Genomic DNA, 22,281 nt, shown 5'->3' on the forward strand with positions numbered 1-22,281 from the left:
ATGAAAATTGGCACGATTGAGTTCGTTTCCGAGATTACGCGTGCGGGTGCAGCTCTGAGCGTAACAATTTTGCTCGCGGTCACAATTTCAATGTCGATGGCTGCATGCAGCTTGTTCAATTCTACGCCGGTGCGGGAAAAAGTAGTGCCGCACGCGGCTGCGAAGGCCGCCGAGCCCTACGTGATCGGCAGCGATGACGAACTCGAAGTAATTGTCTGGACCCAGCCGCAACTCAGCGGTAAGGTAATCGTCGCGTCAGACGGAACGATCGCGATGCCGCTGATAGGGAGGGTGCCCGCGGCCGGGCTTACGCCGGACACGCTCAAAGCGGACCTTGAGAAGCGCTATGCTCGCTATGTTCATGGGGCGAATGTTACCGTGCGCGTGAGCGATCCGGCCAGCCACGTGTTTTACGTACTGGGCCAGGTGACCAAGCCGGGCGTGTACAAGCTTCACTCCGGCGAGGTGCTTTCGCAGGCGCTGGCAGAGGCAGGTGGTCTGGGCGAATTCGCGGATGCGGGAAAGATCCGGATTCTGCGCCGTAAGGAAAACGAGACGGTCGTGCTCACGGTCAACTACAACGTGGTGCGATCTGGTGGGGACTTATCAGCAGATGTTCCGGTAGAACCCGGAGACACGGTGTCGGTGCCATGATCATGAGAACCAGAAATCATTCAGGGATTCTACTTCTCGCAGCGTGCATAATCTTCGCCGTTCCCGCCGCCGGGCATGCGGACAACTTGTTCCGCCTTTTTCCCGAAGCGTCGCTAAGCGGACTTTATGGCGACCAGATCAACAATAAGGGGGGCGATTTCGCAGGCACACTGGTCGCCGGCTTTTACCTCGACTACACCTCCGCTGCCAGATACGCGTCGCTGCATTACGACACCTTCGCCCAGCTATTCGCGCATAATTCTCAGTACGATCGTGCCGGGGAAGGACAGTTTGTCCGCGCGACCGACGAGGAAAACCTGTCGCCGACGACCCATCTGCGCCTGGATGAACTCTACTTCCGCAATTCGCCGACCGTGGCGGGCATAGCCACCAGCAATCAGGGCCCGGAGCTCAACGCCGTGGCGGCCGAGCTATTGCTGGCGAACGACCAGGCGTCGATCAATCAGTTCGGTGCGGAGTTGTCCCACTCTTGGGGGCGGAACTGGTCCAGCGAGATCGGCGTTCATCAGGAGACGTTTTGGGGCAATGGCTCCAACAGCAATAATAATAATATCAACTACGGCGAAAGTATTGGCATCGCCACCGAATACCATTTCTCCGATCGCTTCGCTCTGGGGCCGGGATATCGATTTTATGATTCCAGGTCTACAGCCCCGGGACAACCTGATGCAGAGACGCAATGGCCGTTCGTGAAGGCTTCCTGGCAGGCGATGAGAAACCTTTACCTCGAAGGAATGGTGGGCGTCCTGATTTCCCATGTCCAGGGGGATAGCCGGCAAGCCGTTAATCCGGGCGGCTGGGGGTTGCTCGAATACAACCTCCAACGCGCGCGCCTGAAACTATACGGAGGTCAGGAACCGTTGCTGGTCTCCGGCCTTAATGGTGCCGGGGGCATTACCCGGTTCGTGCGCGGCGCGATAACATACGACTTCACGCAGCGGCTGACCGGCAATGTTGGCGCGGGATTTGATGAATTGCAGGCAAACGGGCAAGGAATCCAGCAGGACGCGCAACTCATTTCCTGGGGCGTCGGCCTGACCGATCGCGTCAACAAATGGCTGGAAGCTTACGTCAGGTTCACTCAGCTTCGCCGCAAGCTGACCAACTCCCGCCAATTTCTTTTCACCGGCAGCCAATATGGGCGTGAAGGGACGGGCAACTATATCGTGGTGGGATTCAATGTTTCGGCCGAAGCTTTTAGATGGAGCTGGCAATGAGTAATCAGACCTTCATCAGCATTGGACCTTATTGGGATATCATTCACCGCCATCGGGCGAGCTTCTTTTCGATCATCGCGGCGGGTCTGGTGCTCACGATGCTGGTGCTGGTTCTTGTTCCCAAGCAATACACTTCATCAGTGCTGCTGGAGGTCTGGCATTCCGATGTTCAGCCCGCATTGATCGGGGCCGAACCCCAAAACAGCTCCCCCTTCAATCATATTGAAACGCGTTTGGAGGCGCTCAGCGAGGAGACCATTGCACGCGGTCACCTTGAGGAATTGATATCGAAGCATGGACTGTATGTTCGCGGCGGCAAGCCGGCGCCCGGCGCGATAGGAGAAATGGCTGGCGAGATAACAATTACGCTTCCGGATTCAGTTTTGCAGTCAAAGACGCCGAGTCGTTGGCAGAGGTTGCTTCCTCCGGACGCTGTCGAGATTTCGTTTCAGTACCCCGATCCGGCCAAAGCGCAGGCGGTGGCGAACGATTTGGGCGACATAATGATCGAGGAATACCGCAAGGAACTCACGCACCACAATGCAGAGACCATCAAACTGATTTCGAGCGAAGTGAATGATACCCGAGGCAAACTCGCCGATAGCCAGCGCCAGATCAAAATCCTGAAGGAGAAATATCGCGGGAGTCTGCCGCAAGACCTCGGTGGCAACGTCAGGGAATTGGAGACGCTTCAATTGCAAGTCGGACGGTCCGCGCAGAGCGCCAGCAAGACCGAGGCGTTAGATGCAGCCGCCTCCTCTCCGGCGCCAAAGGCCAACACGCCCGATGCGGCGCTGGCAGCGCTTGAGACGAAGCTGGTTGCGCTCAGGGCCCAGTATAGCGACGAGTATCCGGCGGTTATCGAGACCAAGTCGCAGATCGCGATTTTGGAGAAAGAGGTCCCGAAATCCGGCAATCAGCAGGCGGCCACCGCGCCGCCACCCGATCCGGCGGCCGGTCTGATCCAGCAGCAAATTGCCGACTACCAGCGCAGAATCGCCGAGACCCCGGCACATGAGGAAGCGATTGCGGCGGTGAACCGCGACTACGGAATCCTGCAGAGCCGCTATGGCGATCTGAGTGGTCTGTTGTTTCAAGCTCGGGTCGATCAGGAAGTGTTGGAACGCGGGCAGGGAGAGCGCTTGAAGGTGCTGCAGTCGGCCTCGCTGCCCGCCCGCCCGTCATACCCAAATTCGCTTTTGCTGATAGGCGGGGGAGTTGCTGCGACGCTGTTCATCGCGCTGGCGATCCCCTTTGGGCTGTTCTACGCGGATACTTCATTCAAGGATTCCGACGACATCAGCGCCGAGTTTGCCGATATCAAGGCAATTGCCATCTCGCGAGTGCCGGAGGTCGAGCACCGTCATCTCAATGGCCAGGTGAAACCGGCGGAGGCTCTGCTGGCACTGCCGGGAAATGGCGCCACGGCCGACTCCAGCGCATCCGCACCTGAGCAATTCGCCAACGGCACTGAAGCTACGGCCGCTGGCGAATCGGCAAATCACAATGGCGCCAATGGAAATTTGCATGCGCTCACGGGCCGCGCCGCAAGGTTTGCCCAGCGCTTTCCGGCGCCGCCCTTGGTGGCGGCTGGAGCGGAGATGGTCACCAGCGCAGCTGACGAGTTTCAACTGCTCGCTTTCAAGCTGAGAGCATGGGCGGCGCAACACGATGACGCCAAGATATTTGTCGTTGCAAGCGCTGTGGGTGGCGAGGGAAAGAGTTTTATCGCGTTGAACCTGGCAGCCGCGCTGGCAGTATCGGGTAGCGGCACTCTCTTGATCGACGGCGATATCCGCGCGCCATTTCAGCACTATTCCTTTCCGGTGCCGAAAGTGGACGGACTGCTCGGATATCTGCAGGGAACCACGGAATTAGCTTCCACCGTACTGCCGACGCCCGTGCCAGGCCTCAGCCTGCTACCCTCGGGAGGAACCAGCAACCGCGCGCCGGAATACCTCGCTTCCACCAAAATGGACCAGTTGATCGGCACCGTGAAGGCCAGCGGCGCTTACCAATACGTAATAATTGATACCCCGCCGGCATTGCTGGTTCCGGATGCCCAGATTCTGGCGAGGAACGGAGATGGCACAATCATCGTGACCGCCGCCGACAGCACCTCGCGCGCTGCGACCACCAAGACTTTTCTCATGTTCGATCCCGAGGATCTGTTTGCCGTGGTGCTGAACCGCTTCAAGCCTTCGTATTCGACCCTGCGCAGCGAGCGTTATGGCCGCTACGGACGCTACGGGCGCTATGGGAAATACTCGAAGTACTCGAAGTACGCGGACCCTGAATTGAGCGAATGACTGACGGCGCGTTCAGCTTGAGCCCGCCAGGGTCGTTCCCGCTTAGCGCCAATCCCGCCTTTCAGGATGAGGTGCGCCGCGAGCTGGAACTGTTGCTCGCGCGCGTCCGCAACTGCGCCGCCGCGCCGAGCGTCGCCGGCGTCCTCCTGACCGGAAGTCTCGCGCGCGGCGAAGGGACGATAATCCCCGATCCTCGAACCAAAAGCCGGTGGTTGAGCGACGTCGAGTGCCTGGTGGTGGTTCGCGGCGGCATCGTCTCGAACCGGGAAATTTGGCGCGGGTTGCGCCAGGTCGAGCTGGACACCAACTCCGATTGCGGCAATGCTGCGCGCGGCGTCAAGGTTGAATTGCGTGCGATTCTGACGGAGAGGATGCTGCGACTTCCTGCGGCGATTTTTACCCGAGAGCTGCGCGAGCATGCAAAGCTGCTCTGGGGCGATCCCGCCGCCGTTCCGGTCCCTCCGGCGCCGTCGAGCGGCGAAGCAATATCCAAATGTGACGCGTTTCGTTTGCTGAACAACCGGATTATCGAACAAATTGCAGTACGCAGTGAGTATGCGGACCGCATCATCGATAGTACTGCGACTGCATACTCACTTGCGAAATTCTGGATCGATCTGGGAACGTCGCTGTCGGTTTTTTTGGGATGCTACCAGCCAGGCTATCGGAGCAGGCAAAAGCCGGTCGAGGACGCGCTGCGCGCGCACCAGGAGATTTTGGGAGCCGAGAGGTGCGGCCGGCTCATTTCCCGTTTCCGCACTGCGATGGCTCAAAAACTCGGCCAGGCCGGATTTCCGTCCGGGGATCCCGCCCAAGAATTCAGCGAGGCCGTTGAAATTGCGCGTGCGACCTGGAACTGGGAAAGCGGGCAACTGCTGGGCACGAACACGGCTGCGGGCGATTGGCGCGGAATCTTCACGCGACTGAGCAGGCTCGAGACCGCCGCGCAGCGCCTGCGTGACTGGGCTCGCGTATTGCGGCAACCTTCCGGATTGCGTCAATTGGGACCGCGCGCGATGCTCGCCGCGGCGCGGGTCGGTTCGCTCGCCACGCTGATTTACGGAACCGGATGCGTGATCGATTTCTTCTGGGACGAGATCGGATCGGATAGAGGTCGAGGAACCGAGATGGCGGCCGAGCTTTGCCGGGCGCTCTCCGTTGAAGCGCAGAACGCATCGCAACGCCGCCGGCTGCTCACTTGCGCCACGCTCGCAGCCTGGGAGAGGCATTTGAGGTTCGCAACCGCATGAGTCGCGCGGTCACCATCTCGATTCTCACCTACAAGCGCCATCAACATCTCAGGCGCGCGCTGGCGTCGGCGCTTCGGTACGCGGACCAGGTGGCCGAAATCGTCGTGATCGACAACGCCGCTGAACCGGAACTGAAGAGCCTGCTGGCGGCCGAATATCCAAATGTGCGCTACATCGCTGCGCCGTCCAACGCCGGATGCGAGGGCCGAAACATCGGGCTGCGCGCAGCCGGTACTCCAATCGTAATTACCCTCGATGACGACGTCGAATTGTCCAGTCCCAATTGCATCGCGGAAGTGGAAGCCGCATTTTCGCGCGACCCGCAGCTCGCATGCCTGAACTTCACGGTTACCGGCGTTGACGGCAGGGTTCTGGAGCGCGATTGGTGCCATCCTCGCCCAATCTCGCACGCAGTGAGAGAGTTTGAAACTCACTTTATTCTGGAGGGAGCAAGCGCGCTCAGCCGCGAAAAGGTTTTGTCAGTGGGCGGCTACCCGGCCGAATTTTTCCTCGGCCATGAGGGCCTGGACCTCGGCTATCGACTAATCGGCGCCGGCTACCGCGTCGTGCATACACCCCGCGTTTTGACAACGCATCACGCCGCGATCGAGCATCGTCCTGATTGGCGCGTCTATTACTACTACACTCGAAATGGAATTTGGGTTGCGCATAGATCATTCCCGCCGATGATGGCCGTTTCACGGGTGCTCGCCCATCTGGCCATGATGGGATTTTTTTCGTTGCGCGCGGGACAGGTTCGCGCCTATCTCCGGGGGGGCGTGGACGGGGTGCGCGGGTTGTCGCGAATGGGCCGCCGTAATCTCGATGCTGACTCACTGAAGCATGTGCGCGAGATCCGGTCCGAACGGGTGCCATTATTTGGAAGAATCCAGCGACACCTCCGCGAGAAAATTCTGTAACATTTGTATAGTCTGATCCGGATTCGTTTCAAATTCTGGAAACCCTACAGCGCAACGCGAATGATCGCCAATTGATGCGGGGAGCAGGCTCAGCGCCGTGACTTTTTATTTCATCTTTCTGTTTCTCGTTCCGTTTCAGCACCATCCGGTTATGGGAGCCCAGCTGTTCCACGTCGGGTCATTTCCCGTTACGCCGATTAAATTGGTGGGGATTTCGCTGGTCGTTGCCGCGCTGCTGCTTCCCCGGCCGCGCGACGCGGCACCGCGGCCAAGCGCGGGAATTCTTTTGCTGTTTGCCGCGTTCGTGCTGTTTCAGGTACTCGGGACCACCTTGTCTTCCTTGAGCTTTCCGGCCGACGACGCATCTACCTTGTTTTCCTTCGCGATCCTGATGTTCGCGACAAATCTTCTCATCAGCACTCAACACAGAATGCAAATGACTATTCGCGTGATCGTGCTGGTCGAAACATTCGCGAGCACGTGGTTGTACAAGCAGTACTACATTTATCATTGGCCGCGGCCGCTTGGTCCGTCGGCGGATCCTAATTATGAGGCGCTCTCGTTGGTCATGGCGGTACCGCTCGCAATCTGGCTGATCCGCTACGAACAACGCGATTTGTGGAAATGGGTCGGGCGGATTTGCAGCCCGATTCTCGCATTCGCGGTTTTCGTTTCGCAGTCGCGAGGGGGGTTGCTTGCGCTAATCGTGATGGCCGCGCTGGCGTGGCTGAATTCCCAGCATAAAATGCGATTGGCGGTTGAATCCGCACTCGCGCTTGCCCTCATGTTCGCGATTGGTCCCGGCCAAATGATCAAGCGGCTCCAGCAGATTCAAATTAAGGGACAGGCAGCGACTGGCGCTGAAGTCTCGACGCGAGCCCGTATCGAGTTGGCGCGAGCCGGGCTCCGCATGATGGAGCATCATCCGGTCTTCGGCGTAGGGCTGGGCCAATTCCAGTCTTTCGAATTTCACGACAACCCGTTGCTGATCGGCCTTGAGGGACACCCGCACGTCGCACACGACACCTACGTACAGTTGGGTGCCGAGGGAGGGATTCCTACGCTGGCGCTCTATTTGGCTATTCTGATGGTGACCCTGGCTACTTGCCGGAGTGTTCAGAAGGCGCCGGGCATGCCCGATCATATGGCGGCTCTCGCACTGTCATTTCAGATCGGATTGATCGGCATTATGGTGGCGGAGATTTTTCTCAGCGCGCAATACCTAAAGGAAGTCTGGGTATTTATCTCGCTCACGCCCAGTTTGTACGCGATTTCCTTTCACACCGCCGCAATGAGCAGGAAAACCGCATCCGCTCAGACCGGGCCTGCGACGCCAATAGCCCTGAGGCCGCGCCTGCGCACCGGATGAGGATTCTGCTCATTTCAGAGATGATCCCGTGTCTGCCGAGTCACGACGGTTTTCGCCTGATACCCGCAAACCTGATTCGTAATCTCTTCGATCGTCACGAAATTCACCTGATTGCGCTGTCGCGTGACGGAGAAGGCGAGGAGCAATCGGAGTGGCCGCGCCGCTACTGCCGATCCGTCTCGATATTTCGTTCCGATCATGGAATTCGAGCCAAAGTGCGCGCGATAACCGGCGCCATTGATCCAGCGCTGGCGCGCTTCACCAGCGATGCAGTGGCAAAAGTGCGCCCGGACGTGCTCCATCTCGAAGGCGGAGGACTGGCGCCTCTGCTTCGCTCGGCCTCGCAAGGTTTGCCCGCGATTCTCAGCGTCCACGACTCGAAGGCGCTGCGCTACCGGGAATTCGCCGGCTATGCCGCCCGGGCGCGACCGCGGTTTCGTCTCAAGCTTCTCTCGGTTCTGGCTCGGCATCAGGAGCGCCGATGGTTTGGATACGCGGACCGCGTCGTGGTTACCTCGCCCTCCGACGCACAGGCGCTTTTGGCCGCTGTGAATGCGCAACGAATCGCCATGATACCCAACGGCGTTGACCTCGAGTATTTCGCGTACCAGCCGGCGCCAGAGGCGGGCCGGATCGTCTTCACCGGCAATATGAGCTGGCCGCCAAATGAGGATGCGGCCGAACATTTTGCTCGCGATCTCATGCCGGCGATCCGAAGCCGGGTCCCAGCCGCCTCTTTCTGGATCGTAGGCGCGCAACCATCCGCGCGAGTTCAAAACCTGTCAAGCCTTCCCGGAATTCATGTCACAGGTACGGTCGCCGATATTCGGCCCTGGATCTGGAGCGCGGCCGTTTTCGCCAGTCCGCTGAGATTCGGACTCGGCGTGAAAAACAAGATTCTCGAGGCGATGGCTTCCGGCGCGCCCATAGTTGCAACATCGCGAAGCCTCTCCGGCACGCCATTGATCGACGGGCGCCACGCGATGATCGCGGATGACGATGCGAAATTCGGCGATTCGGTCGCCCGGCTATTGGCCGACTCCGTGATGCGCGAATCGCTCTCGCGCGAAGCGCGGCGCAAAGTCGAGGCGGAGAACTCATGGGATTCGGTCGCGGCGGCGTATGAGGGGGTATATCGCGAGGCTTTGGCGGATCGCGACCGGCAGCCGAGCAGCGCGTTGACACTGGAGCCGCTATCGAATAAAAAACGCGTGCTTGGAAAATCAAAATGAAAATCCCGGACAATATACCGCTGAGGCGGCAAGGCATGGCACGATAAAATCGTGATGGCGGTAGGAACTACGTCTCACCTTCGAGTGCGAGCTGACACATGAAATGCCCGCAATCCACGTCACAGCGATGGACGCTCGGGCGCAACTTGGTCCAGCTACTGTCCCGGCCTGCCGTCGCGGCAACCTTGCTCGTGCTGGCGTTGATCTATACGGCTTACATGCTGGTGGGGCTTGAAAGCCGCGTCGCACAATTTGATTTCAGCGTGTTCTACGTGTGGTCGCTTGCGTTTCGCCGGGGGCTGGATCCCTATGCCGCCAGATTGCCCGTCTTGGCCGCGAGTCTGCACCTAGGTCCGGGCGATCTCCAACTTGGGGTGCGCAATCCGTCCGCTCCTGACTGGTGGCGTTATGGGCTCAATCGGTACCCGCCAGCATTTCTATTGCTCTTCGAACCTTTCACTTTGATGCGGCCGGCCAGCGCATACTGGATATGGATCGGTCTCAACGTGGTGCTCCTCGCGATCGCATTGGTTGTGCTTCTGCGCGAACTGCCGTGGGCGTATGCGGTTTCGATGGCGGCATTGGGTCTCTTTTACCATCCGATCAAATTTGTCTTTTTCTGGGCACAACTCCAGATCGTGATTCTGGTGCTTTTGGCGTGCACCCTGCGTTCGCTTAAGTTCCGTCGCGACGCGGCTGCCGGAGCGAGCGTGGCGGCGGCAACGCTGATCAAGCTGTTCCCTGTGCTGCTGGCCAGCTATTTGGTGGTTGCACGGCGCTGGAAGGCTCTATTCTGGTTGGGATTGTTTCTGGCGCTGGGAAGTCTCGTGACTTTCAGCATTTCCGGGCAACAATTATTTTTTGGCTTTCTCAGTTGGGCATGGAACGTTGCGCGTGAACAACGGCCCGGCGCCTATTTTCCGCACAGTTGGGCATTATCCGGCGCCGTCTTGGCGTCCGCAGCCGTGGTCACATGGCTCGATAAGAATCATGCCAGCTTCGGTCTTTGGATCGCAGTCACGATCCTATTGACGCCTTCGCCGGCCACGCTTGATTACCTGCCGCTACTGCTTATTCCTTACTCGCAATTGGCTTCGGCGGGGTATGCGGGACGGGCGCCTCAGAGTGCAATCGTGCTTGGCATCGTCAGTTATCTATGCGGCGCGGTTTTGGTCTTGATCTTGCCGCGGGCCGTGCACTCGCCCGAGTCAGCGCATCGCGTGATTACGGCCGCTTACGGGGCAAGCCTGGGGTTGGCTTTTCTCGCGTCGGCGTGCCTGGCTGTCTTAGGAGGCGAGGGCACGGCCTGCGCGGCTGACAGTTGAGCGCGCGCGGCAACGACGATTCCAGCGGCGGCTAATCGGTGACCGTGCGCTGGACCGTGCCCGTCGCGTTGCGCGGAAGCTCCACAACGAAGCGGATCACTTTTGGTATCTTGAAGTCGGCAAACCGATCGCAGCAACGCGCCCCAAATCCTCCGCCCCAATCTTCCTGCGGCGCCGGTCCCCCAGCAGTCCAGGCCGGATTATTTTCACTGCGGCGGCTTGCGGCAAAAGCGCGACGAGTGCAAACCAGAGCGTGTGAAAGAGCCGGCTTCGAAGGTTGTAACCGGAATTGCGCCACGAGGACCTCATTCCCATGAGCATCAGGCGCACCCGCCGATCGTCCATTATCGGGTGATGGGTTGGATCGACACGCAACGAGGCCAGTCGATACTTCAGATGCGCCGGCTCACGCGCGGCCCAATTGCGTGGAATTGTAAACCCGGACCGGCTGGCGAACTCGGATAGCGCCCATTCGCGCTGCAGATCGATGACTATCTTGACGCGCAGCTTGCGCGGATCCAGCTCCTCGCCCAGCATCCCGTGATTGGATTCGTGAATCCGGTAAAAACCGAGAGTTTTTCTGAGCGAAACAACGTCGCCCAGGAACGGCGCAAGAATTTCGAGCGACGTGTCGGCTGCCTGATGCCAAAGTGACTCGGGCAACGGCAGGAGGCGGTCAAGTACTGTTCGCGCGAACGCGTTCCCGCTGGTGGGAACTCCAATGTAGCCGCCTGCATCGAGTATCGAAGCCCTGATGTCGCCATCCGGCATTTGCGCCGGGGAATATGGAACGATTCCTCCGAGTGCACACCCGTCCGCATCGATATGAGCCAGCACGAATTGCGCCTTCGCTACTGCGGGATGCCACGCCCGCACGACCTCCTCGACGGCATTCGGCAGCAGCACGTCATCCGCGTCGAGAAACATCACGATGCTGCCGTGACTCGCGCGAAATCCGGCGTTGAATGCGGATGCGTGCCCGCCGTTGGTCTTAAGAATCGCAGATACCCTGTCGCCGTAGCTGGAAATCACATCGCGGGAGTTGTCGGTCGAACCGTCATCGACGACTACGACTTCGACGGACGCATAGCTCTGCGCAAGCGCGCTATCGATCGCCGCGCGCAGAAAACGAGCGTAATTGAAATTGTCGATGACGATGCTGACGAGCGGCTTTGCCTCTCCCGCTTGCGTCGGCTTCATCAGTAGCTATCCAGCGACCGATCGAACGTCCGCGCTGCCATAGTCAAATTTGCGTTGCGCGGCGGGTTTCCAGCGGGAAAGGTCTCTCCCGGTGATTCGTTCAAGCTCCTCGGTTTCAGGGAGCATGATCGCGCGGATTTCGTCAGCCGATTCCTGGCTGAGCGGCGGGAACTCCTCGACGAAAGGCCGCCGCATGACCTTCCACAGCGCGGTACGCTGGCCGAGTTCGATCAGTGGACGCCCGCCATGGCGAGAAACCCAATCGACAGCCTCGACGGTGCGCCGGGCAACCGCGCTGGAGCGGGCGGCCGCGGGAGCCGAATATACCTTTGCGCTGCCGACCGTGGAGCGATCCAGAGCAATGCGGCGCGCCCCGATAAAATCACAGACCGTGTCCAGGTAGCCTTGCGGATTCGAACTTAGATCTTCGTAGAACAGCACCAGCACCCGCGACTTTCCAAAGGTCGCCTGCCAGCGCTTGAGGTGAGTCGCGTAGCTGCACAGATCCGCGCCGCAGTTGATCTGGAGGCGCCAATATCTGTCGAACGTATCATTCACGGGGCGGCGCTCCGCTCGGAGCAGCCGATACAGCGAATACAATCTTGCGGCTGGCTCGCGAAAAGCGACAATTATTTTGCAGTCGGGAATGTCACGTTTGATTCTTTCCCGCGCGATCGCATTCGAGAAATAGGTGGGGCCCATCTCTCCGGCCGGAACATCGGCCGGGTAGTCGCCGAACAGATTGCAGTACCACTCGACGCGGCGATCGTAGCGAACATCGAAAAATCGCGTTTCCTTTTCGCTCGGCAAGCCGATGTGACCCAGCAACACCTCGTGCAACCAGGTTGTACCGGTTCGAGGCGGCCCCACATGAACGAAACTGGGCAGTCGCAATACTTTTCCGTTACTCATTTCCCCTGACGTCATATTCCCTTGGGGCGTCTAAGCTGCCTTCGCGCCCAAATGCCTGCGAGAATCCATCAATCTATCTTATAAACGTGAGCCTGAAATGGAGCGTAAATATCTTTGAATCCAGCCCCGCCTTGATCCGGCGCGATTGAACGATTCTCGCCTGCCACTGATACCGCGCGAGCGGGCCGCCGCAGGGTGAAGTTTGCAGTGACGCTGTCACCGCTGTGATTGTACGAAATAAGGTAGCGGCTTGCGCCCTTGAGGTCCTTCTCCTTGGTAATCACGGTGCCCGAAGCCGAATTCGCGGAGAGCACGGGGCTGTCCGGCGCGATCAGTACCGGCTCAAGCGCGCTGATTCCCTTGGTCACATTGACCAACTCGTCGTAGCGCTGCTGGCGAAGCACCGGATCCCGCTTGCCCCAGTCGAGTCCGCGCACTCCGTATGACCAATAGAAGACTCCGCGCGCTCCTTCGGTGATCGCCATCCAGCTCATGTCATGAAGCTCCTGCTCGGTGGGGAAGTGCGATAGCCGGTTCTGCCAGAAAAACTGGATCACCGTCCAGACCGGCCGGGCGCCGTGAACCGCGCCTATCACCTTGCGGGTCAAATCGCCGACATAGCTTTCAGGGAAGCGCGTGCCGAGAACGTACGGGTCGACGCCGAGTACATCGACAGTGTCGCGCCAGAACTGAAATTCGTTGGCATAATTTTCCACCGCGAAGGTGATGCTGGCCGGGTCGTTCTGTTTGATCAGGTCGTATTGATGGAATGTCCGCGGTTGCCTCTCGCTTGCGCACTCGTCACAAGTGTAATAGCCGACGACGCGCGAATCGCCGGCTAATCCTTTGGCGTATTGAGTGATCACCTGGTCTGAGGGAACGTTTCCCGCTCGCGCCCATCCCGGATACGAGCGCATCTCCGGAAAAAATGCGCTCACGGTCGCCAGGTAAAAGATGCCGAACGGCTCCATCGCCTCGGTGTAAGGATAGATCACATCCGCGCGGCCGTTGGCGATAAAATAATTTATCATCAGGTTGATCGGCGCCTTGGCTATCGCCGTCAATCGCGGAGTATAGACTTGGGGCCGAAGCCCATAGCCAGTCGTATCGTAGAGGCCGATCACAAATCGGGGGCGCCCGCCCATGTGGATGATATTGTCCGAATCGATGTACGCCTTCATCGAGGCGCGCGTCCCGCTGCTGACCTTGGCGATCGTGTAGGGCGATTGTGCGAGGATCCGCTTATTGCGGGGTCCCTCCAGATATCCTTGCAGCCGATATCGGCCAAGCGGCAGGCTACCCATGTCCACGGTCGCGACCGTCGAGCCATTGGCCGGCGGCGACAGCCGATGGGTGGACAGCACCTTTCCGCCCGCATCCGTCACTTCGAGCACGACGTGAAGCTGCGCCAGGGTCGTGTTCACAGGCGGATTAACATCGATCGCGACCCGCGCGACCTGGCTCTGGTCGCTGAACATCATTCCCCGATAGTTCGGGTACAGCAGGAAGGTTTCCAGCGGCGCGGAAAGCTCGCGCCGCAGCGAAAATTTTCTGAACCACGACGTTCCAGCAACCGGTCCCAGGGCTTGCGCGGCGAAGGAACCGATGCTGCCATCGGCGACCTCGGCGTGCGCTTTCACCGTGGTAGTCCAATCGGTGGTACCTAGAATCGGCTTAGTCGGCGTCCATCCGCGGGCAGGGCGTTCCCACAGAACAATTCGGGTTCCGCCGGGCCGCTTTGGCACGGTGATGGCCGTTTGAGTTTTTATTTCAGCCGAAATCGTGTAGAGGCCGGGCGGACATTTCAAAGCATTCCAAGCAGATGGGCCCGGCTGGGCGCACGGTTCCTGCAGCTTCAGGCTGGCGTTATCGCCGCTTCCTTCGAGGCTGAAGCAAGAAGGGTTAAGCGTCCAACCTTGAAGTCCGGAGCGCAGATCTCCGTTGACCAGAAGATTCGGCCCCAAAGTGTACCCCGTTTCCGGCGCATCGAGGCCTCCGGTAGCGATGCCATCACAATGCCCGGAGCCGGTCGGCGCGATCATCGAGAAGCAGACGACCACCAGTGCAATAGCCGCTCGCCTAGTCAGTCTCACCATAAGTTGAGAGTACCGATGTGGGCGTTAGAATCCAATCACGGATCAGGATGCGGCGGCGGTTGCGATGAGGAAGAATCGCGCCTCGACGAGCGGCGACCGCTCCTCTGCAAGCGTGGCATGAGCATCGGCGAAATCATTGTCTTCGCAACCGCTTGCAACGGGCTGTTTTTCCATGCTTTGCGTAGATGCCGGTAAATGCGTGGTTCCCGGATCAGGCAAGATCTCGCGCCGGAAGGGATTGCAAAGATTTTGGTGAGCGAAAATCAGTCCGTCCGCAGGACCGCCTCGTCCCGAATATGGCAGACGCTGGACCGATATTTGGGCCGCGGCTCGTACTATTGGCTGAAAGACCGGATTCATCCGCAGCGCGAATACACCCAGCTTACCTATGCGCGACTAATCGACGAGGTGCTGACTCCACAAACGCGGTGGCTCGACGCCGGCGGCGGCCATAAGATTCTGGAAGTCACGTCACCAGAAGGCGAACTCGCGATGGTGCGACGGGTCCGGCTGGCCGTGTGCTGCGATCGCGTCCTCGATGCAATCGCGAAGCATCGCAGCATTCGCATTGGCGTCGGGGCCGCGCTTGACCACCTTCCGTTTCGCGCTCAATCGCTCGACTTGATCACCCTCAACAATGTTGCCGAGCATCTCGAGCAGCCACGCGAGGTGCTGTCGGAGTTTGCGCGCGTGCTCGCCCCCGGCGGGCGCGTGATCATTCACACCCCAAACGTCTCGAGCTACGCGGCGCGTATCGTGCAACTGGGACGCCGTATTTTGCCCAAACCGTTCATCATGAAGCTGATTCGCTTCATGGATTTTCGCGAAGAGGAGGACGTATTCCCGACCTATTATCGCGCCAACACCTGCGCGGATCTAACCGCAGCCGCGGCGCAGGCCGGACTCTCAAGCGAGAAAGTGATGTTGGTGCCCGCGCGCCCGCTGTTTTACTTCGTCGCACCGCTGTGCGCCGCCGAACTCGCCGCAAGCCGGCTGCTGATCCGCCTGGGCGCGGATCGCTTCGCCGCGAGCGTTATCCTTGGCGTCTACCGCAAGCCTACTGTGCGCGCGCAGTAAGCACCTCGACGATTTTTTCGACACTTACCATGCGTTCGATCTGGTCCGGCGAGAATTGGCAGCCGAAGTCCTGTTCGAGACTGAGCACGATGTTCACTTGGGCCAGCGAATCCCACTCTTCGAGGTTGGTCGGCGAAGACTGCAAAGTGATGCGCTCGACTTCGACCTCAGTGATCTCCGCCACGATGTAGCGCACCCGCTCGAGGATTGCCTCGTTGGTCATCGCGCTGCGCTCCCTTCGGTTTGAAGCTTGACCCACTGCGGCCAAGTGAGTTCCTTGCTCAGGTCGTATTCGAACAGCGTCTGGCCGTCGCTTTGGCTTATTATCTTGAAACCGTGCTTCTGGTAAAAATCTTTGGACGGAGCGCTCTTTCGAGTAGGCAAATACCAGCCTCTGAGCCATCGCAAGCCTTCGGACGCTGCCTGGCGCGCAACATAAGACAGAAGGGCGGTCTCTACCGAGCGTCCGATTATCCGGCAGCTTAACAGGAAGCTATCTATCTCGCAGACGTCGTTGCTTCGACTCGTGATCGCCACCCCAACCAATCCGTAATCACCGAACCGATCGGCGGCCGACAGAGCATAGACGCGCCACCGCGCATCGGCTGCTTTGATTGCGATTTCCTGCTCACTGTATCGGCGCGTCGTAAGGTTGAATTGGTTGGTCTTCTGTGTCAATTGCGCGACCCGGGCGATTGTCCGCGATGTGGCCGCGCCGATCTCAACAACCATCTCGAGTGAGCGGTAGTAATCCTCGAGTGTCACGGTGCGGTTTTGCAGACGCGCTCGCTGTTGCTCCGCGAGGTAGTAGGTCCCGCGATCACGATCCTCCTGCGAAAGAGCCAGACGTTCAAAGACTGGCGTGCTGCGCAACGCGCCAGCGAAAAGAGCGGCGCTCGAAGGCAGATCGATTACATGAACCTCCGGGAGCAGCATGCGCACTTCTTCCCGTTCGAGCGGGTTGTCGTCGAGGAACGCGAGCGCGTCAATGCCGATGTTTAGTTCGCTCGCGAGTTCCCTGATATTTTCGGGTTTGCTTTGCCAATTGATCCGGGTCGCCGCGAAATGGTCCAGCCGCAACAGCATCGCTTCATGCCGATTGAATACTTCCAGCGCGTCCTCGGGATTGTTTTTGCTGCAAATCGCCAGAATGACGCCGCGGCGATGCAGGTCCAGTATCGCGCGCTGAACTTCCAGATACGCGTTCCCCGGATATTCGGCGCCCAGCTTAATGCCATCGAGGCCGTCTTCCCCGATGACCCCGCCCCAAATCGTATTATCGAGATCAATCAGGAGCGCCTTACACACCCGCCCGCATAGTGGCAGCAGAAAGCGAATGTACTCGTTTGCCAGATGAAAAAAGGAATCGGCCGCGAGAGGCATACGCATGGTGAGCCACTTTGATTCGTCGGCCCACTTCAGCCGCCCGAAACGCGCGATCAGAGCGTCATAGTCAAGTACGTAGATTCCCAGGTGTTTGGCGGCAGCTTCTCGTATATGCCGATTGACGGTGCGAATCGTTTCGGATTGTCCTGTACTCCGTTGGCTGTCCAGGATGCCTGCATTTGGGAAACTCGGCATCTCCAGCGTATTTAGAATCAGATGCGCGTTGCTGCGGGAGCGCAGCGAGCCGATCAAATGTTCGATATCGGCGGCGGCGCGCACGGCGACGGCTTCGGAGTGCTGCGCGGCGAGATCGGAATCGTTGTTCCAGAGTTCCGGCAAGAGGTCGCGCGTCTGTGTCGCCAGGATCACGACCTGGGGGTCGAATCCATAAAGGTCGCTTTGCGGATCGAGCAATTCCTTGCTGTACGCATTGAAAGCGCCGACGTGCACCGTCAAATCGATGCCGTGGAACAGCGCGAGTGCGCGAAGAATCGGAACCACCGGCTCGACGGTAAACGAACGCAGGATTGCCAGCCGGCACGCAACCAGCGCCAGGTGTTCGCGGATCGGGGCGACTTGCTTCAACGCAAATTGCGCGTTCGCGACGGTCGGCGCCGCTTTAAACAACTCGCGCACGAGACCGAGCGCGCGCAGATACTCGCGTCCTTCGATCGCATTGATAATTTGTTCGCGGTCCGCCATCGGTCATTCAAGCCGAGGTCATGAGGCGGTCGGCGGATTAAGCGGAGCTTGCGCTTTAACCTTGCCAACGACCCGGGCTGGCGAACCAATAACTATCGTTCCGGGAGAGACGTTTAACATCACCACCGCGCCGGCGCCGACTACTGCGCCGGCGCCGATAGTGACCCCTGGACCGATAATCGCGCCCGCCCCTACCCAGCAATCCGCGCCGAGCCTTACCGGTCTGAGTAAATCGCTATTGCTCGAGTGACAGAAAATGATCACTCGAGGCGAAAGTTTGCTTCCTGGCTCAAGGGTTATCAACTCTGGATATTCCGTATCGAGATAGCACTCGCGACCAATGTAGTTGCCCCGTCCAGTGATGTTGATGCCGATCAGACGGTAGAGTACCAACCTCACGCGCCAGCTTGGGATGTAGGGAACAAAAAGCGACAGAACTCTTGCCCGCAGCCGTTGCATATACGAACGGCGGCCCGACGCGCGATAAGCTCGTTCGCCCTTCCATCGGGGACTGTCGTTCGGAGTTCCGCTATCGAGCACAACAGCCTCTTACCTTACTGAAGGACGAAATCGCAACAGGGCGGCCGGAAAGCCTGCTTTGCCCCGAGTTCGGAGTTCCCCGCAGGAAAATACCGGAACTGTCCAATAGCGATCGGCCGATGATCGTGATAGATCGTCAATCCTGAAGGAAATCGCGGATCTTTGGGTCAAACGCAAAGGATAATGACCAGCGAGGCAGCTAGAAACCCACGTTACTCAGGTATGGCAACTTTCGCCTACCGGCTTGCCTACCGGGTGGGCAAACGGATCACCAACGGGAGGCTCTGGGGGACGCCGCTTTACCGCAGTGTGAGAGGCTTCCTGCGGCGCCGGCTCGTCTCCGACGTGATCGAGACTAACGGGTATAAGCTTGCGATAGATCCGTATGACTCATGTTTCGATCCAAGTATTACCTTCAGCGCCGATGAACCCGCCTGGGAGCCGGAAATCGTCGCGCTGATGAGACGCGTCGTCGAGCCTGGCGACGTTGTGGTCGATATCGGCGCGGAAAACGGTTATCATGCTTGCCTGCTGTCCGGGCTGGTGGGCGATAGCGGCTGTGTGTACGCTTTTGAGCCCGAGCCCGCGAATCGGGAACGGCTCTACCATTCGCTCGAACTAAACCACATTCGTAACGTGAAAGTGATCCCAAAGGCTGTCAGCCACCAACCCGGAACCGCCAGCCTGTTTTCCAATGGACCGCTCACCTCGCTGGGGTACGAACGTGCTGGCAATCGCGGCGGTATCGAGGTCGAATGCGTGCGCCTCGACGATCAGTTGCCTCCCGAAATCAAAGTTTCCCTGATCAAGATGGATATCGAGGGCAGCGAATGGCGCGCACTGGCGAGCATGCCGCGAATACTCTCGACCTGCGACCACGTGATTACCGAGTTCGATCCAGTGGCTCTGAAGGCGGCGGGCGGCGACCCGGTGGAGTTTCTGCGCGCTTTCAAGACGGCTGGATTCATCATCCATCACATCGAGTCTGGTGAGCAGGTCGACCCCGATGAATTCGTGTCGCGGTACGCGGCACTGCCATCACGCGAGAAATCCAACCTGCTGTGGAATCTGCATTGTGAACGGACCTGAAGACACTGGCGGTCGCGACGACACATCACTTCGCATTAGCTGGGGCGAACGCCTTCGCACCATGAAGGATTTGGCGACCCGGCTTGGACCGATTTTATCCAAAGAAATGATCCATACGCTGGACGCCTCGATCAGTTATCTCGAGGTTGGCAGATGGCTTAAGAGCCAGGGCTTGGTCATTCCCAGGCGCGTGGAGTCCAGAGCCAACGTGTACGACCAGCTAATCAACGCGGTGCGCGATAAACCAGTTTTATATCTGGAATTTGGCGTTTGGCAGGGCCGATCGATTCGGTATTGGAGCGAGCGCCTGCGCCATCCTGATTCATGTCTCCACGGATTCGACAGTTTTGAAGGGCTGCCGGAATCGTGGAACATGCTCTACAAGAAAGGACTCTTCTCGACCAATGGACAGCCGCCCCAGATTGATGATCCGCGGGTGAAGTTCTTCAAGGGCTGGTTTGAGGACACTCTTCCCAACTATCGGCCGCCCCGGCACGATCAGCTGGTGATAAACATTGACGCGGATCTTTATTCGTCGACAAGGTTCGTGCTGAATGCTCTCAAGGGCTACATCTCTATCGGTACGTACATCTACTTTGACGAATTCTGCGACAGAAATAATGAGCTGCGGGCATTCGACGAGTTTCTCGCGGAAACAAATATGCGGTTTGAGGTTGCGTCCGCATCTCGCTCGCTGATGTACATTGCCTTCCGCCGCATCGGCTAAAGCATTCAGTGAAGAGCGTCGATGGCTCTGCACCACATTGGATTTGTCGTCGGCTCGATCGAAAAAATCGTGGAGCGATTCGCCCGATCGGTCTCCGCGCAATGGGACGGACGGATCATCGCCGATCCCTTGCAGGGAGTCAGGGTCACCTTCCTGCGTTCCACAACCTCGCCCAGCGAGTCGTTGATTGAATTAGTCGAGCCGTCCGGTGAGAAGTCCCCCGTGCAAAATTTCCTCAAGCGCGGTGGCGGGCTGCATCACCTCTGTTACGAAGTAGATTCGCTCATCGCGCAGTTGCAGCTCAGCCGATCTCTCGGCGGCTTGGTGGTGCGGCAGCCATTGCCGGCCGTCGCCTTCGGAGGGCGCCAGATCGCCTGGGTCTACACCGCCGACAAGCTGCTTACCGAGTATTTGGAACGCGGTTGATCGCTCGGAGTTGACTGCGTCAACCCGGACTGGCGGTCAGATACCACTGCGCCAAAATCGTTCCTAAAAGAACAGCAATGAATCTTGCTGCCTCAAGCGGGCGCACACGGAAAAAATGCCCAATCGTTGGCTGGCAAATTACCCAAATGAGCACCCGCCGGAGGTGACGATTTTTCAAATTTGCACAGTTTGACAATAAAGTCGCAACACGGCTAAATGTGGGGGGCTTGGGGCGAAAGATACGACTGATTGAGGCTCTAGGGCGAGTTTAGGGAACCGCTGCCCGAAAGCTTGGGATGCCGGAATGACACCGGCGGTAGGATTACGTTGAATCCGCAAAATAGCAGGGAAGTGGCGGAGCGAATTGCCGACGCAATTTGTATTTTCGTCGGCTACCTTCTGGCCACAGAAATCGCGCTAGCGATGCACTGGGGCAGGATCCAGGTATTCCCGCCCGGTGGGGCTTCGGAAGCGCAATCGCAGTATTCGTCACTTTTAATTTTCGCGATCCTGTCCTGGCTGACGCTGACCGCGTACACGGAAACCTATCAAGCCCACCGCACGGAACGCCTCAATTTCCTTGCTCGCAGGCTGATACAAACATTGGTGGTCTGGTCTTTGGTGACCATTGCGGCGATTTTTGTACTGAAATTTGAATTTCTGAGCCGGCAATTCACCGGTTATTTCATCACCGCGTCGATGTTTCTCATCTTCGTCAGGCAGCTGGGAACTGTGCTTGTGTTGCGCAGCCTGCGCCGCTCCGCGCATAAGTGGCGGACTGCGGTCGTGATCGGTGGCGACGAGGCAACCTGCGAGCACTTCGCGCAGCTTCTGACTGCCGCGCATCCCATGGGTTACCAGCGGGTAGACGTTCAGCCGGGAAAGCGTGCGGTTGATTGCAATGGCAATCGGGTGGAGTCTGACCGCGACTTCAAGTCCGCTTCGCTCGAGGCGATTGACGACGTTTACCTCATCGGCGTGAACGACGGGGGGGACGGACCGGCCAGTGCGGGGCGCATGCTCAGCCTGCTCAAGCAAGGCAAGTCCGTCCACATCATACCCAGCCTGCTCGATACGAGGCTGTTCCGCCAGTCGCTCGGCGATATCGCGGGGATTCCGGTGCTTTCGGTAAGCAAGGGTGAGCTGAGCCCCGTTCAGGCGGCGGTTAAACGCGCAGTCGATTTTGTCGTCTCGGCGCTGCTGTTGATCGTTCTGTCGCCGGTGATCGCCGCGATTGCGGTCGCGGTAAAATTGACCTCGTGGGGTCCCGCGCTTTTCCGCCAGAAGCGCCTGGGTCTCGACGGCAAGCCCTTTACCCTCTTTAAATTCCGCACCATGCGCGCCGACGCGGAGCAAATCCTGAAGGACTCGCCGTCGCTGTACGCCAAATACCTGGGAAACAATTTCAAGCTTCCCAACGGCGAAGATCCGCGCCTCGCTCCGCTTGGGAGATTCCTGCGTGCCACCAGCCTCGACGAGCTGCCGCAACTGTTCAATGTCTTAATCGGTGAAATGAGCCTGGTCGGGCCGCGTCCTATCGTGCCCCACGAGGCGGTTCAATACGGCGATTCAGCGATGCTCTTCATGTCCGCCAAACCAGGGATGACCGGCCATTGGCAGGTCAGCGGCCGCAGCGAGATCGCGGAGTACCGCAAGCGCGTCGAATTGGACCTCGAATACATCCGCGACCAGTCGTTCGGCAAAGACCTCGAGATATTGCTGCGAACCGTTCCGGCGGTGTTGCGGCGCAAGGGTGCTAACTAGCGGGATTCCTAATGCACCCGAATGCCCGCCTTCTTTTCCGGCAGCCGGTGTGGTAGGAGTTGTGC

At 58.8% G+C, this 22,281-nt stretch carries 21 protein-coding genes; 14 read left to right on the forward strand and 7 right to left on the reverse strand.

Features of this window, described 5'->3' with window-relative positions:
* From VIO10_RS01215 to VIO10_RS01250, 8 genes are all read left to right on the forward strand, one after another.
* The gene (locus VIO10_RS01215) at positions 1–654 is read left to right on the forward strand and encodes a polysaccharide biosynthesis/export family protein (RefSeq protein ID WP_331958160.1); all 654 of its coding nucleotides are present in this window, start codon (positions 1–3) and stop codon (positions 652–654) included.
* Positions 655–656: 2 nt separating this feature from the next.
* The gene (locus VIO10_RS01220) at positions 657–1,892 is read left to right on the forward strand and encodes a hypothetical protein (protein ID WP_331958162.1); all 1,236 of its coding nucleotides are present in this window, start codon (positions 657–659) and stop codon (positions 1,890–1,892) included.
* Positions 1,877–4,201 (forward strand): exopolysaccharide transport family protein, encoded by a 2,325-nt coding sequence (locus VIO10_RS01225; protein ID WP_331958164.1) that lies wholly within the window; start codon positions 1,877–1,879, stop codon positions 4,199–4,201. Before VIO10_RS01220 ends, VIO10_RS01225 begins: the two co-directional genes overlap by 16 nt.
* Positions 4,198–5,451, forward strand: a complete 1,254-nt coding sequence (locus VIO10_RS01230) for a hypothetical protein (protein WP_331958166.1) — start codon at positions 4,198–4,200, stop codon at positions 5,449–5,451. Before VIO10_RS01225 ends, VIO10_RS01230 begins: the two co-directional genes overlap by 4 nt.
* Positions 5,448–6,371, forward strand: a complete 924-nt coding sequence (locus tag VIO10_RS01235; protein ID WP_331958168.1) for a glycosyltransferase family 2 protein — start codon at positions 5,448–5,450, stop codon at positions 6,369–6,371. Before VIO10_RS01230 ends, VIO10_RS01235 begins: the two co-directional genes overlap by 4 nt.
* 430 nt (positions 6,372–6,801) lie before the next feature.
* Positions 6,802–7,740 (forward strand): O-antigen ligase family protein, encoded by a 939-nt coding sequence (locus VIO10_RS01240; RefSeq protein ID WP_331958170.1) that lies wholly within the window; start codon positions 6,802–6,804, stop codon positions 7,738–7,740.
* Positions 7,737–8,972: a glycosyltransferase gene (locus VIO10_RS01245; protein ID WP_331958172.1), complete on the forward strand. Its 1,236-nt coding sequence runs from the start codon at positions 7,737–7,739 to the stop codon at positions 8,970–8,972. The genes VIO10_RS01240 and VIO10_RS01245 overlap by 4 nt, the downstream gene beginning before the upstream one ends.
* A 98-nt stretch (positions 8,973–9,070) precedes the next feature.
* On the forward strand, positions 9,071–10,297 hold the full coding sequence (locus VIO10_RS01250) for a glycosyltransferase family 87 protein (protein WP_331958174.1): 1,227 nt from the start codon (positions 9,071–9,073) through the stop codon (positions 10,295–10,297).
* Positions 10,298–10,393: 96 nt separating this feature from the next.
* Here VIO10_RS01250 and VIO10_RS01255 read toward each other — a convergent pair whose 3' ends face one another.
* From VIO10_RS01255 to VIO10_RS01270, 4 genes are all read right to left on the reverse strand, one after another.
* Positions 10,394–11,497 (reverse strand): glycosyltransferase family 2 protein, encoded by a 1,104-nt coding sequence (locus VIO10_RS01255; RefSeq protein WP_331958176.1) that lies wholly within the window; start codon positions 11,495–11,497, stop codon positions 10,394–10,396.
* Positions 11,498–11,503: 6 nt separating this feature from the next.
* Entirely contained in the window at positions 11,504–12,409 is a 906-nt protein-coding gene (locus tag VIO10_RS01260) for a sulfotransferase (protein WP_331958178.1), read from the reverse strand.
* Positions 12,410–12,477: 68 nt separating this feature from the next.
* Positions 12,478–14,154: a hypothetical protein gene (locus VIO10_RS01265; RefSeq protein WP_331958180.1), complete on the reverse strand. Its 1,677-nt coding sequence runs from the start codon at positions 14,152–14,154 to the stop codon at positions 12,478–12,480.
* Positions 14,155–14,547: 393 nt separating this feature from the next.
* Complete coding sequence (locus tag VIO10_RS01270) at positions 14,548–14,679, reverse strand: hypothetical protein (protein WP_331958182.1); 132 nt, start codon at positions 14,677–14,679, stop codon at positions 14,548–14,550.
* A 78-nt stretch (positions 14,680–14,757) separates the two neighbouring features.
* Here VIO10_RS01270 and VIO10_RS01275 point away from each other — a divergent pair, with 78 nt between their 5' ends.
* Positions 14,758–15,582 carry a class I SAM-dependent methyltransferase gene (locus tag VIO10_RS01275; protein ID WP_331958184.1) on the forward strand — a complete coding sequence of 275 codons (825 nt, stop codon included), beginning with the start codon at positions 14,758–14,760 and terminating at the stop codon, positions 15,580–15,582.
* On the opposite strand, the gene VIO10_RS01280 is transcribed toward VIO10_RS01275, so the two are convergent.
* On the reverse strand, positions 15,563–15,805 hold the full coding sequence (locus VIO10_RS01280) for an acyl carrier protein (RefSeq protein WP_331958186.1): 243 nt from the start codon (positions 15,803–15,805) through the stop codon (positions 15,563–15,565). The genes VIO10_RS01275 and VIO10_RS01280 overlap by 20 nt on opposite strands.
* Positions 15,802–17,418, reverse strand: a complete 1,617-nt coding sequence (locus VIO10_RS01285) for an HAD-IIIC family phosphatase (RefSeq protein ID WP_331958214.1) — start codon at positions 17,416–17,418, stop codon at positions 15,802–15,804. The genes VIO10_RS01280 and VIO10_RS01285 overlap by 4 nt, the downstream gene beginning before the upstream one ends.
* Before the next feature lie 15 nt (positions 17,419–17,433).
* On the opposite strand from VIO10_RS01285, the gene VIO10_RS01290 reads away from it, so the two are divergent.
* Complete coding sequence (locus VIO10_RS01290; RefSeq protein WP_331958188.1) at positions 17,434–17,694, forward strand: hypothetical protein; 261 nt, start codon at positions 17,434–17,436, stop codon at positions 17,692–17,694.
* Here VIO10_RS01290 and VIO10_RS01295 read toward each other — a convergent pair.
* The gene (locus tag VIO10_RS01295) at positions 17,689–18,210 is read right to left on the reverse strand and encodes an acyltransferase (RefSeq protein WP_331958190.1); all 522 of its coding nucleotides are present in this window, start codon (positions 18,208–18,210) and stop codon (positions 17,689–17,691) included. The two genes, VIO10_RS01290 and VIO10_RS01295, sit on opposite strands and share 6 nt — an antisense overlap.
* 222 nt (positions 18,211–18,432) lie before the next feature.
* Between VIO10_RS01295 and VIO10_RS01300 the strand changes: the two genes are divergently transcribed.
* The 4 genes from VIO10_RS01300 (at position 18,433) to VIO10_RS01315 (ending at position 22,216) form a co-directional block, all read left to right on the forward strand.
* Entirely contained in the window at positions 18,433–19,299 is an 867-nt protein-coding gene (locus VIO10_RS01300; protein WP_331958192.1) for an FkbM family methyltransferase, read from the forward strand.
* On the forward strand, positions 19,286–20,026 hold the full coding sequence (locus VIO10_RS01305; protein ID WP_331958194.1) for a TylF/MycF/NovP-related O-methyltransferase: 741 nt from the start codon (positions 19,286–19,288) through the stop codon (positions 20,024–20,026). Before VIO10_RS01300 ends, VIO10_RS01305 begins: the two co-directional genes overlap by 14 nt.
* 21 nt (positions 20,027–20,047) lie before the next feature.
* Entirely contained in the window at positions 20,048–20,452 is a 405-nt protein-coding gene (locus VIO10_RS01310; RefSeq protein WP_331958196.1) for a VOC family protein, read from the forward strand.
* Positions 20,453–20,803: 351 nt separating this feature from the next.
* Positions 20,804–22,216: a sugar transferase gene (locus VIO10_RS01315; RefSeq protein ID WP_331958198.1), complete on the forward strand. Its 1,413-nt coding sequence runs from the start codon at positions 20,804–20,806 to the stop codon at positions 22,214–22,216.
* Positions 22,217–22,281: the final 65 nt, after the last annotated feature.

This window comes from Candidatus Binatus sp. (assembly GCF_036567905.1).
GTDB lineage: Bacteria > Desulfobacterota > Binatia > Binatales > Binataceae > Binatus.

Coding starts and splice junctions, on each gene's coding strand:
- VIO10_RS01215 (WP_331958160.1), top strand. CDS start 1: ATGAAAATTGGCACGATTGAGTTCGTTTCCGAGATTACGCGTGCGGGT.
- VIO10_RS01220 (WP_331958162.1), top strand. CDS start 657: ATGAGAACCAGAAATCATTCAGGGATTCTACTTCTCGCAGCGTGCATA.
- VIO10_RS01225 (WP_331958164.1), top strand. CDS start 1,877: ATGGAGCTGGCAATGAGTAATCAGACCTTCATCAGCATTGGACCTTAT.
- VIO10_RS01230 (WP_331958166.1), top strand. CDS start 4,198: ATGACTGACGGCGCGTTCAGCTTGAGCCCGCCAGGGTCGTTCCCGCTT.
- VIO10_RS01235 (WP_331958168.1), top strand. CDS start 5,448: ATGAGTCGCGCGGTCACCATCTCGATTCTCACCTACAAGCGCCATCAA.
- VIO10_RS01240 (WP_331958170.1), top strand. CDS start 6,802: ATGCAAATGACTATTCGCGTGATCGTGCTGGTCGAAACATTCGCGAGC.
- VIO10_RS01245 (WP_331958172.1), top strand. CDS start 7,737: ATGAGGATTCTGCTCATTTCAGAGATGATCCCGTGTCTGCCGAGTCAC.
- VIO10_RS01250 (WP_331958174.1), top strand. CDS start 9,071: ATGAAATGCCCGCAATCCACGTCACAGCGATGGACGCTCGGGCGCAAC.
- VIO10_RS01255 (WP_331958176.1), bottom strand. CDS start 11,497: ATGAAGCCGACGCAAGCGGGAGAGGCAAAGCCGCTCGTCAGCATCGTC.
- VIO10_RS01260 (WP_331958178.1), bottom strand. CDS start 12,409: ATGAGTAACGGAAAAGTATTGCGACTGCCCAGTTTCGTTCATGTGGGG.
- VIO10_RS01270 (WP_331958182.1), bottom strand. CDS start 14,679: ATGGAAAAACAGCCCGTTGCAAGCGGTTGCGAAGACAATGATTTCGCC.
- VIO10_RS01280 (WP_331958186.1), bottom strand. CDS start 15,805: ATGACCAACGAGGCAATCCTCGAGCGGGTGCGCTACATCGTGGCGGAG.
- VIO10_RS01300 (WP_331958192.1), top strand. CDS start 18,433: ATGGCAACTTTCGCCTACCGGCTTGCCTACCGGGTGGGCAAACGGATC.
- VIO10_RS01310 (WP_331958196.1), top strand. CDS start 20,048: ATGGCTCTGCACCACATTGGATTTGTCGTCGGCTCGATCGAAAAAATC.